10 protein-coding genes and 1 pseudogene are annotated in these 13162 nt (G+C 39.5%); all 11 read right to left on the reverse strand.

Features of this window, described 5'->3' with window-relative positions; genetic code table 11:
• Window positions 1-135: 135 nt before the first annotated feature.
• A complete protein-coding gene (locus GGQ95_RS13870) occupies window positions 136-1185 on the reverse strand; it encodes an autoinducer 2 ABC transporter substrate-binding protein (RefSeq protein WP_080862575.1) in 1050 nt (349 codons plus the stop codon).
• 61 nt (window positions 1186-1246) lie between these two features.
• Entirely contained in the window at window positions 1247-2206 is a 960-nt protein-coding gene (locus GGQ95_RS13875) for an ABC transporter permease (protein ID WP_080862576.1), read from the reverse strand.
• Between the two features lie 17 nt (window positions 2207-2223).
• Entirely contained in the window at window positions 2224-3204 is a 981-nt protein-coding gene (locus GGQ95_RS13880; RefSeq protein WP_052661035.1) for an ABC transporter permease, read from the reverse strand.
• Complete coding sequence (locus tag GGQ95_RS13885) at window positions 3201-4766, reverse strand: sugar ABC transporter ATP-binding protein (protein WP_080862577.1); 1566 nt, start codon at window positions 4764-4766, stop codon at window positions 3201-3203. Before GGQ95_RS13885 ends, GGQ95_RS13880 begins: the two co-directional genes overlap by 4 nt.
• Before the next feature lie 259 nt (window positions 4767-5025).
• On the reverse strand, window positions 5026-5958 hold the full coding sequence (gene rbsK, locus GGQ95_RS13890) for a ribokinase (protein WP_080862578.1): 933 nt from the start codon (window positions 5956-5958) through the stop codon (window positions 5026-5028).
• Between the two features lie 21 nt (window positions 5959-5979).
• Complete coding sequence (rpe, locus tag GGQ95_RS13895) at window positions 5980-6660, reverse strand: ribulose-phosphate 3-epimerase (protein ID WP_080862579.1); 681 nt, start codon at window positions 6658-6660, stop codon at window positions 5980-5982.
• Window position 6661: 1 nt separating this feature from the next.
• Window positions 6662-8341, reverse strand: coding sequence for a ribulokinase (locus GGQ95_RS13900; RefSeq protein ID WP_080862580.1), 1680 nt, complete (start codon window positions 8339-8341; stop codon window positions 6662-6664).
• Window positions 8342-8995: 654 nt separating this feature from the next.
• Window positions 8996-10777, reverse strand: a complete 1782-nt coding sequence (locus tag GGQ95_RS13905) for an adenine deaminase C-terminal domain-containing protein (RefSeq protein ID WP_183186973.1) — start codon at window positions 10775-10777, stop codon at window positions 8996-8998.
• A 104-nt stretch (window positions 10778-10881) separates the two neighbouring features.
• Window positions 10882-11331: an acyl-CoA thioesterase gene (locus GGQ95_RS13910; RefSeq protein WP_066148495.1), complete on the reverse strand. Its 450-nt coding sequence runs from the start codon at window positions 11329-11331 to the stop codon at window positions 10882-10884.
• 31 nt (window positions 11332-11362) lie between these two features.
• A complete protein-coding gene (locus GGQ95_RS13915; protein ID WP_183186974.1) occupies window positions 11363-12940 on the reverse strand; it encodes a benzoate-CoA ligase family protein in 1578 nt (525 codons plus the stop codon).
• Window positions 12941-13063: 123 nt separating this feature from the next.
• Window positions 13064-13162, reverse strand: a pseudogene (locus tag GGQ95_RS18380) (enoyl-CoA hydratase/isomerase family protein); the annotation flags it as partial.

A 13162-nucleotide genomic window follows, 5' to 3' on the forward strand; every position in this document is an offset into this window, starting at 1 on the left:
TTGAAAACAGAACGATAGGTCTTCGAAATATACACTTCCAACTTTATTATTTCTATCACTCATCTTTTTTCTTTAATAACAAAGAGGTTGCTCAATACAGCTTAAAAGGGCTTTGAGACAACCTCCCTCTATTCATTAGAAATCATAGTTGCCGGCATTTTCAGCAGTAAAATCTGTTGGCGGTCCCATAATCACGGTTTTTCCATCCTCTTTGACCTCAATTTTTCCTACATTATCAATATTTTGTCCGTCTTGCGGCTTTTTGCCTTCAACTAAATCCTTAGCCAATGCAACTGTTAAATATCCAAGTTTGTTTGGCTCCCACAAAATTGCAACATCTAATGATTGGTCCTCTAAAAACGGCTTAGAATCCTTAGGTAGAGCTGTTCCCACGACTGTAATTTTATTTTGTAACCCTTTTTCTTGAATCGCTTGTGCTGCTCCTAAGGGAGCTGGAGTTGAAAACGCCATAATGCCTTTTAAATTTGGATAGGATTTGATTAAATCAAGAGTTTTCTGATATGCCACCTGCTGTTTTTCATCTGTGGCAATTTTATCGGTCACCAATTTAATACCGGGGTAATTCTCTTCTAATTCTTTCTTAGCCGCGTCAATCCAAGCGTTTAAATTAGCGGCAGAAAGACCTCCTGTTAAAATAGCGATTTCTCCTTTATCTGTCCCTATCTTTTCAATAAGAGTTTTAGCAATATGACGACCATAAATTTCATCGTCAATTTGATGAATGGACAATTCAACAATCGACTGATCTGCCGGTGTATCCCAGTCTATCACTTTAATGCCTTGTTCTTTTGCCTTTTTTAACACCGGAGTTAAAGAGGCTGGATCATTTGGCGCCACTGCAATAACGTCTACTTTTTGGCTAATTAAATCCTCAATAATTTTCACCTGCTGTGCTGCGTCAGCTTCAGTTGGTCCTGTGTAAATCACATCTACCCCTAAATCCTTTCCAGCTTGTAATGCTCCTTTTTCGGCAGCGTTAAAATATGGAATACCAACCAGCTTTGGAACAACAGCAATTTTTAATTTACCGTTAGCATCATTTTTCGTTTCACTTGCTTGGCCATTATTAGCGCTTTTATTCGATGTAGCTGAATTTTGCGAAACACAGCCTGCTAAAAGGCCAAAGAGAAACAGCAATGAAACGAAGAATTTCAATTTCTTCATCTAAAAACTCCTCCTTTTCTAATCACATACTATTTAGGCAAACGATTCAACAGTAAAGTGCTCAAGAAGTAACTTGCATCCTGTCCTTGTTTCCCAATTTGGTTTTAGCAAAATTAATAACAAGCACAGCGATTAAAATCGCTCCCATAATCACGTTCACAATGGTGCGCGGAACTTCTAACAAATTTAATCCATTTGAAAGGATTTGAAAAATCATAACCGCATATACGGTTCCAACCACCTTCCCGTATCCCCCTTGAATTTCCGTGCCTCCTAAAACAGCAGCTGCCACACTTTGCAAAAGGTAAGAAGAACCTAAATCCACTTTGGCGGTGTTATATCTGGAAGTCATAATAATAGCAGATATAGCAGCTAAAAATGAGGCATACAGATATACTTTTAAAATCACTCGACTCGTGTTGATTCCTGAAAAGAGAGAAGCTACAGAATTACTTCCTATCATGTACACACATCGCCCCCAATATGTTTTTCCTAAAAGAACGGATGTTACAACAGCGAAGAAGATAAAAATAATCATAGATAAAGGAATGAGCCCTAAATAGTAGCCATTTCCAATCAAATTATACCAATCGCTAAAACCCGAGATTGAATTTCCTTTTGTTATACTGAGTATCACCCCCTCAAACAAAATCATGGTTCCTAATGTCACTAAGATGGGGGAAACTCCTATCCTCGTGACAATAAAGCCGTTCATAAATCCGCAAGCTAAGCCGATTAGTATCCCAACCAAAATCGATATCATCATAGGATAGCCATGGCTTTGCATCATAGCAATGGAGACCCCTGAGAGCGCTGCAGTATAGGTAATCGAAAGATCAATCCCACCCGTTATTATCACCACCATCATTCCCAATGCCAGCAATCCGAATTCCGGCAATTGAAACATCATGTTATTTATATTTTCAGCACTTAAAAATCCTGGCGCTATAATCGTCATGACGACAAAAAGTGCTAAAGCTATTAAACCAAGTATATTTTCTTTTGATAACGCTATCTTCACTCCTATTCCCTCCTTTTTTATGAATCTATTTCTATTCTGGATAATTGGGCTTGAGCTCGTTTATATTGAATATGATCATACGAAACTGCTAATAAAATAATGAGCCCCACCACTACCTTTTGCCAAAAAATATCAATTCTTGCTAAGATAAGTCCATTTTGTATGATACCTAATAAAAGAACCCCCAATATTGTCCCGATAACCGTTCCTCTCCCTCCCATAATATTCGTTCCACCAAGTACTACAGCCGCAATCACAGATAGTTCTAACCCAGACAATCCATTAGGATCTACAGCCTTAGTGTAGGAAATTTGCGCAATAGCGGCGATTCCCGCCAAAAATCCCATATAAGCAAAAACGAAAATTTGAACCTTATTGAAATTAATTCCTACTCTAAGTGCTGATTCTTTATTTCCGCCAATCGCTAAAATTTCCCGACCCATCACAGTGTGTTTTAAAAGGAACCAAGTTAGAATAGCAATCAAAAAAAACAGCCATATTAAAATTGAAACACCCAATATTTTGATATTAGAAAATTTCAAGAAAACTTTAGGGAAATCTGTGCTGTTTAAATACTGTCCGTTCGTAACATATAAAACGATTCCGTTAATCATACTCATTGTTCCAAGCGTCACTACAATCGCAGGTATTTCGATCTTTGACACAAGAAATCCGTTAATTCCTCCTAATATTATTCCAAGCAAACAAGCAATCACCAACAACAAGAATAGCGCCCCTATATGATCAGGAACCATCACTAAAAGTTTCCCTATCACTACGCAAACGGCTGTCGTCACAGCTGCAACGGATACATCAATGCCCCCTGTAATAATCACCAACGTCATTCCCATGGCTAATATGCCAAGGACAACATTTCCTTTAAGAATATCAAGGATATTATCAATGGTTAGAAAAACAGGATTGATAAAGGATAGGACGATAGAAAGTATGATGATGATAACCGCTATACTCGCTTCCTTTTTCATTATACTTTTCACATCATCGCCCCCTTGCTTGGTTGAGTAACTGTTGAAAGAGCTCCATGATGATTTGCCGGGCTAGCTCCGAGCAATGCAAGGTTCATGATATTTTCCTGTGTAGCCTCTTGAATGTTTAATTCTCCCGCTATTCGACCATGTTTCATCACTAAAATACGATCACTCACTGCTAAAATCTCTGGAAGCTCCGAAGAGATAACAATGACTCCCATCCCTTCAGACGCAAGTTGACGAAGAAGTTTATGAATTTCTGTTTTCGCTCCAATATCAATGCCGCTCGTCGGTTCATCAATAATCAGTATTTTTGGATTCGTTGCCAACCATTTACTTATGACTACTTTCTGTTGATTTCCTCCTGATAATTGGCCAACCTTTCTTTCAGGCGCTGCTGGTCTAATGTCAATTGCTTGAATATAGCGTTCTGCTAAATCAACTTCTTTTTTTCGCTGAATGAGGCCCAGCTTAGTTCGAAGCGCTTTCAAAATAGAGATAGAAATATTGTTTATCACTGATTGTTCTAAAATTAACCCTTGTATCTTTCTATTTTCAGGAATATAAGCAATCCCATTTTTCACAGCTTTTTCAGGTGACGAGATGAATACCGCCTCCCCCTGAATTTTCACTTCGCCTTTATAGGGATTATTAACCCCAAATATAGCCTGAGCAAGTTCCGTTCTTCCCGAACCTACTAATCCAGTAATCCCCAATACCTCTCCTTCTTTTAACTGAAAAGAGATGTCCTTAAAATTCCCTTCTTTTGATAAATTTCTAACTTCTAATATTACATTTCCGATCTTATGGTTAACAGCTTGACTTCTTTCATACTGGACCTTGCGCCCAACCATTAAAGTAATAAGCTTCTCTTCATCCATCTCTTCTTTTAAATAGGTTCCTACGTATTTTCCGTCGCGTAAAACAGTAAATCGATCAGAAACCGTGAACAGTTCTTTTAATTTGTGACTTACAAAAATGACAGATATTCCCTTTTGTTTAAGCCTATCGATAATATGATAAAGTTTCTCTACTTCACTAGAAGATAAGGAAGCAGTAGGCTCATCCATGACAATGAGTTTAGAATCAAATGCTAAAGCCCTTGCAATTTCAATCAACTGTTGTTGAGCAATGCTTAGCTTTTCGACGGGTGTATATAAATCAATTTGAAAATCAAGCTCGTTTAATACTTTTTGAGCTATTTTTTTTATTTCGTTCCAATTGACTCTTTTCCATGATTTATTATAAACATCCTTTCCTATACAGATATTTTCAGCTACTGAAAGATTAGGAAATAGACTCAAATCTTGATATATAATGGAAATGCCCTTCAAGACGGCGTCAATCGGCTTTTTGATCTCTACTTTCTTACCCTCAAAATAAAATTCAGCTCCAAAATCCGGCTGATAGACCCCAGCTAATATTTTGATTAATGTTGATTTTCCAGCACCATTTTCACCAATTAAAGCATGGATTTCTCCTCTTTTAACTTCTAGTCTTACATGATCAAGCGCTTTCATTCCATGAAAGGTTTTACTTATATGCTCCATCCTTAATAAATATTCAGACATGGCTATCCCTCTTTCTCTTGATTCGGTTCACTCACATTGTCTCTATATCGCTTTAAAAATTTAACTATCACTTTCTAGAAAGTCGACAGTCAAAGACCATTTTCTAGACTTATCTTCGTTATGCAAATGTGCCATAAAGATTCGAACGATGTGCTGTGAGAGCAATTCATAAACCTTAAGAAACGTTTCTTTATTCAAGCGTCTAATCCTTGAAAAATCTTTCGTTATATACATCCAAAAGTTATGGCTCATGAAATCTTTAATAATATGTTAAATTTCTTTGTCTGCAAAATTCATTTACTTCTTCAATAGTTGGAATGCCGGCTTGAGCCCCCCACTTCGTTACTTTTAATGCGCTAACAATGGTAGCAAATTGCGCAGCCCTTATAAGTTCTTGACCGTCAGCTATCGAGCATGCTAACGCCCCAGCATATGAGTCGCCGGCGCCAACTGTATCGACCGACTTCACGGAAATGGCTTCAATATATTCACATTTTCCATTTTCACACACAAAGGAGCCTTTATTAGCCATTTTGATAATCAGATTCTTCACTCCCATTAATTGAAAATGCTTTGCTGCCTCATATGCTGCATCCACTGACATAACATCTATTCCAGTTAACGCTTTTGTCTCCTGACGATTCGGAATAATTAAATCTGCATGCTCCCACGCGCGTACCGTTATTCCTTCGGCTGGTGCAGGATCAAGAATCACAAACATTCCTTTCCTTTTTGCCTCTATCATAGATTGAATGACTGCTTCTGCTGGAATTTCCATTTGAACCAATAAAATTTTACTATCAAAAATTTTTGAAAAAGCTTCACAAACATCTGTATCTCTTAATTGATCGTTTGCTCCCTTTACTACGAACATGGTATTTTCTGCTGTGCGATCAACAGTAATAATGGCACATCCAGTTGCAACGTCTCGGATTCGCTTAATATAGGTTGTATCAATATCGTTTTTTTGCAATGCCTTTAACACTATATCTCCATACCAATCTTGTCCTATCATTCCAATCAGTTGAACCGTTTTCCCCAAACGTGCACAGACCGTTGCTTGGTTAGCTCCTTTTCCTCCCGGCAATAACTCCACTTTTTCTGCAAAGATGGTCTCTCCTTTAGCAGGATAGCGAGCAGTACGCGCTACGATATCAATATTAATGCTCCCCACCACTGTAATATCATTCATGTTTCTCCTCACCTTCTGGATTTATCTCATATGCGTTTGACAATGATGGATAAATCGTTTGATTTGTAAAACTGCATCTTCTAAGGATTGTGTAGAATTAAACAGACAAGATGTTCCTAGCACCAACATATCTGCTCCGTTTTCTAAAACTTCTTGCATCGTATGATAGCCTATATTTCCATCTACCTGGATATTCACATGATAGTTTTCCTCTGCGATGAGTTGTTTCAACTTTTTGATTTTCTTCTTCATTAGAGGTATAAATTTTTGTCCAGAAAATCCTGGATTTACAGTCATTACTGTGATGTAATCTACCATATCTAAAACATATTCAATATTAGCAATAGGAGTTGAGGGATTTAACGCTACCCCAGCCATTAAGCCGCTATCCCGTATTTTTTGCAACGTTTTTGTCAAATGGACAGTGGCTTCTACATGTATGGAAATCATATCTGCTCCTGATTCAATAAATAGTTCTAAGCAATCCTCTGGTTTTTCAATCATTAGATGGATATCAAATGGAAGATTTGTGGAATTTCTTAGTGTTCTTATCATATCAGGTCCCATTGTGAAATTAGGTACAAATTTCCCATCCATAATATCAAAATGAAAATAATCTACTCCTGCTTGTTCCAAACGATTAACATTATCCCGTAAATTCCCCATATCCGCACACATAAGAGATGGTCCAATTAACACCATACTATTTCTCCCTAGATCTTTTTTGATTCTTAATGGCTAAAATCTCTTTCATTAGCATCGATTCTTTTCCAAAATAGTCATAAAGAAATTCATACCATGTAAATAATTGATGATAGATTGCTTTGTTTTGTTCATTAGGTTGATAAACAATCGGTTCATAATGAATCATACGATACATAGCTTCTTCAATCGTGTCCCATCCACCATTTTCTTTTCCTGCTGCCGTTGCCGCTAATACTGCCGCTCCCATTGCGCTAGCATATGGTAATGTAACCACATACATCTTTTTACCTGTTATATCTGCGAATAATTGCATTAATAATTTATTTTTCTCTGCTAGTCCTCCACAGGCATATATTTCATTTATTTTGATACCGCTTTCACAAAAGGCATTTAAAATTTTTTTCGTTCCAAAAGCCAAAGACTCCATTAAAGCTCTATATAGATGCTCTGGTTTCGTTTGTAAAGTGAGCCCAATAATAAGTCCACTAAGATTGGCATCTTTTAAAATAGAACGATTACCATTCCACCAATCTAGCGCAATTAAACCATGTTCTCCAGGTCGTAAGCGCGATGCTTTATCTTCCAGTATTTGATAAATAGAATCTCCTGATCTGACAGCTTCATCCATTAAATGAGAAGGAACACCATTTTTTATAAACCACAAGAGTGAATCTCCTCCTGCACTCTGACCAGCTTCATAACCAAAATACCCTGGCAGAATGCCATCTTCTACTACTCCGCTAATACCAGGGACAAAAATTTCTCTGCGATCTATACACATATGACAGATGGATGTTCCCATCGCTAACACCATTTTCCCTGGTTGGGTTACCCCCGCACCCAGTACAGCAGCATGGGCGTCAATCATGCTGACAGAAACCGCAACACTTTCTGTCAGTCCTAATTCATTCGCCATCCCCTTCGTTAAAAAACCTGCTCTTGAACCGACTGGATAAATGCGTTCATTCAGCTTTTCTTTAGTAAAATGTTTGAAACGAGGGTGGATTGCTTGGAAATATTCCTCAGAAGGAAAACCAATTTGTTTGCTCCACATTCCTTTATATCCTGCCATACATGAGCTTCGTCTCTCTGATCCTACCAGCTGCATTACAATCCAATCTCCTGCCTCAATAAATTTATCGGCAGCTTCATATACTTCTGGGGACTCATGCAATATTTGCAGAATTTTTGGAAGCATCCACTCTTCAGATATTTCTCCACCGTACCTTCGCAAGAAATATTCTTGGCGTTGATGAGATATCTGATTGATTAGTGCTGCTTCTTTATGCGCGGCATGATGCTTCCATAGCTTCACCCAAGAATGTGGATTCTCTTTATATTTCGGATCTAAACAAAGAGGGAGTCCATTTTTTTTGATGGGTAAAATTGTACTTGCAGTAAAATCAATACCAATACCTATTATATTTTTTACATCAATCCGGGAATGTTCCAAACATCGCTTAACAGTGTCCTTTAGGGCGTATAAATAATCCTCAGGATGCTGCAATACCCAATTTCGTTCCAGCTCTTGCTCTGATCCCGGCAGCTTCTCTGTTATGATCCCATGAGGATAGCAGCCAACAGCTGCCGTTATCAGCTTTCCAGACTGCACATGGACTAGTACCGCCCTAGCAGATTCGGTACCAAAATCAATCCCAAACACATACTTATCGTTCAAGCACCCTCACCTCTATTTGTTTGATTATTATTTTAATTCAGATATTTTTGTTTTTCAATAATTTTTTTGTTTTTATTTTTGTTTTATATAATTTTAAATTGATGTTATTTTGTTTTTGTTGTTTTTTTTACAATTTGTACAATAAATTAAGATGCTTAGTACTTAGTTTATTTTATTAGAATCAAGCATATTTATTTTTAATTTTTTTCATATAAAATCAAATCTTTTCAGCATTTTTATGTTATAAACAAAAGAACATTAAAGTTTGTTTACGCCTGATAAACAAATTCTTTATAATAAATCTAGGAAAAAGTCCTTGTTTGTAGAATTATGACTTTAAAAACCGAACAAATCGGATAAAGACAAAAAAAATGAAAGATTTTTTTCAATAGTGAGGGACAAGCCATCGACTTACCTTCCGGCCGTAAATTAATGGCATCATAAGTTAAGATTTTTTGGTTATGTAATGATAAGTTCTATATCGATCCAGCCAAAAAAATAACGCCGATCTCTAGGTTTTGGGTATACCTAGAGATCGACGACTCTGTCTTAACCATTTTTTCATAATCAATCACCCTTTTTTCTGATGCGAGTCCGCCAGATGAGAAAAGGACCACAATCAAGCGACATGTAAGAGTCACCATAAAATGCAGGCTAATGCTGCAAGAGGCAGTCGGATAACAGCTGTGCCGGGAGCAAAATGTCATTGCGCTTTACATCGTATAGACCATACGGAATAAGACGAAGCCCCGGCAGAAAATCACATGTTAAAAACAGCAGCGTATATAAAATATCGTGGAAAGGAAAGCCTCTTTTCTGAAGAGCATGCAGCAGTTGATCGTGGTAACGAACCGCTGCCTCAAACGAATCATCGATCGTCATCATCCCTGTAAACGGCAACGGAATTTCGACGACAATTTCGTTATGGTCGACTACCACCACACCCCCGCCCATTTCGTGCACTCGCTGCGCCGCAATAGCCATTGCCTTCGGGGATTTGCCGATCACAAGCAGTTCGGTTGTTGTATTGTACGTCGACGCCATACCATCAAGATTCACTGCAAATCGATCTAAAATCGCCTTCGCTACCCACTGCCCATCGCGGGCAATAAGCGAGGCATAAAGCAGCCCTTCGCTTTTAGAAAGATCCGCATATCCATTCACCGATGGTAAAACAACGTCTCTTCGTTCTGTAATGACATTGCTTTTAAGCGAAACAACAGGGACAGAGCGGTGAGCCGACAAATGCGGATAACAGTACAAGCGTTCATCCGCTAATTGCTCTTTTGGAAACAAAAATGGCTTTTTTGTCGCATACTTATTCCATTTTATTTCTGGGAATGGCGTGAGCAGCTGCCCGTCTTGAGCAATAAGTGTTCCTTTCGAGATGACAAAAGTCGGTTTAAAAGTGGTTAGGTCAGGCAGAAGTACAATATCAGCAAGCTTGCCCGGCGCTATTCCTCCAATTTGATCATCAAGGCGCAAATATGTCGCCGCATTAATCGTTGCCATTTGCAGAGCCGTCATCGGCGGCACTCCAAGTTCGACCGCTTTTCGAATCAATCCGTCCACAAAACCTTCTTTTTCAATAAAACTAGGATGAGCCCCATCTGTCGTCATGGTAATTCGTTGTGTATTGACCCGCCCCTCAGTAATAAGACGAATAATCTCCGGAAAATCCGGACGGAGAGAACTGTTGCGAAGCGTGGTCCACATCCCAAGCCGTAGCCGATCAAGCGCTTCTTTCGCTGTAATCGCTTCATGACAAGCATCGACGCCGCTTGCTGCAATACTATTTAACTTGTCATAAGAACAGCCGGCCGTATGTCCGTCTACTATTTTTCCTATTTTTTTCGCGATTTCGATTGTCTCCATTAAAACTGGATCGCCTTCGTACAATAATGGCCACCTTGTCACTTCAGCCGTCCCGGCGACTTCATCCATAAAAAGCAACGCTTGAATTTCTTTTGTTTGAAACCAATCGCGCTCCCCAGGGAAATCCGCTTGTGAAACAAGGCGAACAAGCCAAAAGAAGTTGCCTGGCATTGTTTGCAGATCACGGACTAATTGTTTAAATCCGTCAGCTCCCAAGTGCAAATAAAAAAACAAGTTATCGTTCACGGTCGTCGTAGTGCCTAAAGACAATGCCTTTTTTGTCATACTAACAGGATTATAAAAAACCCAAGGATGAGCATGTGGTTCAATAAATCCGGGAGAGACATACATTCCGCTTGCATCCATGATAATGGTTTCATCATTTACTGTCACATCCTTCTCCCCAACATAGGCAATCGTATCTTGATAAATGGCAACATTTTGCTGCAAAAACTCTCCAGAATAAACATTAGCAACCATTCCGCCTTGAATGACAAGATCAGCGGGGCGGCGGCCTTGAGCCACTTCTATTAGTTCGGTTCTTTTCGCTTTTCTTATCAATGGACTCCCTCCGTTTTTCAATATATGGCTTTCTTTTACCCACAGTGAAAAAGAGCCAAGGAGGCGATAAACGCTCTTGGCTTTTAAAAAAATACAAGCACACCTCAAGCATGAAGCCATGGATTTACTTGAACGCACGGTCCCATTCCCTCTTCTTCAAGCAGCTTCCGGACATCATCAGGAATGGGGACAGCAAAGATGCGGCCGCTGTCTTCTTTTACCCAGCCTCTCACTTCAAAGCCGTAACCCGTTCTCATCTCTCCCCGGAACACTTCATGTTTTAATTTGACCGTTTTACGTTTAATTTCCTCGACTTCCGTCTTAATGGTTACAACATCATCGTAATACAATGGATGCTCAAATCTACAATCGGCCTGAAGAAGAGGAAGGATAATTTGCTGTTCTTTCATTAGTTTTAAAGGCGGCAGTCCAATGCTTCGGAAAAATTGATGTCCGGCGATATCAAACCACTTAAAATAGTTAGGATAGTAGACAATTCCAGCTGTATCGGTATCGCCGAAATTGACACGGAGCTGAAATTCATTTCTTTTCATGCCCATCGCCCCTTCAATGGTTTCCTTCCTCTTATTGATGCTTCAATAATTCTCGCAATTTAAAACGTTGAATTTTTCCAGTAGCGGTTTTCGGAAGCTGATCAATAAATTCAATCACGCGCGGATGCTTATAGTGGGCTAAATGTTGTTTCGCAAATTGTTTTAGCTCTTCTTCCTTTTCTTTCGATGGTTCTATTCCATCTTTCAGCACAACGAACGCTTTCGGAATGGTAAGATTCCGATTATTTTCAATGCTCACGACAGCAGCTTCCAAAACATCATCATGCTGTAAAAGGCAATTTTCAATTTCAATCGGAGAAACCCATATTCCTCCCACTTTGAGCATATCATCGGAACGCCCGCAATACCAATAGTATCCATCCTCGTCACGATAGTATTTATCGCCAATATACAACCAGTCTCCAACAAATTTTTTCTTATTTTGCTCATGAAGATTCCAATAGCCGTGAGCAATGGAATCGCCATGAATCACCAGATCGCCTATTTCGTTAGGCGGCAATTCCATTCCTTGCGAATCAATAATCTTTACGTCGTAACCCGGTACCACTTTTCCTGAACTTCCTTCTTTAATATCGCCCAGCCGATTGGAGATAAAAATATGAAGCGCCTCTGTAGATCCGATCCCATCTAAAATATCCACATTGAACAGTTCCTTCCATTTTCGATAAAACGCAGGCGGAAGGGCCTCCCCAGCAGAAACACACACACGCAAGGAACGAAGATCAAACTGTTTCCCCGTTTTTTGCACATAATCAATCATCGCTCCATATAGTGTCGGAACACCGAAAAAGATGGTTGGCTTGTACGTTTCAATAGCTTCAAATATCATTTCCGGCAAAGGGCGTTCTTTCACAAGAATCGTAGAAGCACCGACACCGAGCGGGAAATACAGGCCTCCGCCCAGTCCATAAGCAAAATACAATTTCGATGCGGAGAGACAACGATCATCTTCGGTGATTTTGAGCACTTGCTTAGCATAGGTATTCAATGCATATTCCATGTCGTGCTGTAAATGGATCACCCCTTTTGGCTCTCCCGTGCTGCCGGAGCTAAAAAGCCAAAATGCTGCATCGTCTTTATTTGTCGGGGCAACGTCCAACTCCTTGCTGGCGCGATCAAGCAAGCGATAAAAATCAAGGGTGCCATCCCTTTTAATGTCAGCGCTTTCATAAATTACGATCACATGCTCTAAAAACACAAACCGCTCCTTTAAATGCTGAAGCGTCTCCCAAAGATCGGCATGAATAATCAACCCTTTGGCGCGGCTATTATTTAAAAAATATTCGTAATCAGACGGCTGCATCATCGTGTTAACCGGAATTGGCACAGCCCCGATTTTAATGGCACCAAAAAATGTGTAAATAAATTCCGGGCCGTCATGGCATACCATAATGATACGATCTTCCAATTTATATCCAAGTGCCCGCAGCATATTCCCCGTTTGATTCGTTCTCTCCTGAAGCTCGCGATAACAAATTTGCTGATCGCGATAATAAATCGCCGTCTTTTCTCCTAATCCATTACGGATATGGTCATCAATAAACAAATTCCCTGCATTATAAAGCATCCCTAGTCCGCGTAATTCCATGGCTCACCATCCCATTATTTTAAAATTGGACATCAAGTGGACCCATGCAGAAACCGAAGCAGGAAGCCCGCAGAAATAGGCTTAACCAATCCATTTCCGGGGCCTCATTCACGAACCTACCCTTTACATTCCCTTCCAATTTGGCTGGCGTTTTTCTAAAAAGGCGCTCAATCCCTCTTTCGCATCCTCCGAACGGAATAACAAGTTTTGTAGCTCCCCTTC

The sequence above is a fragment of the Anoxybacteroides rupiense genome, from assembly GCF_014196195.1.
Taxonomy (GTDB): Bacteria; Bacillota; Bacilli; order Bacillales; family Anoxybacillaceae; genus Anoxybacteroides; species Anoxybacteroides rupiense.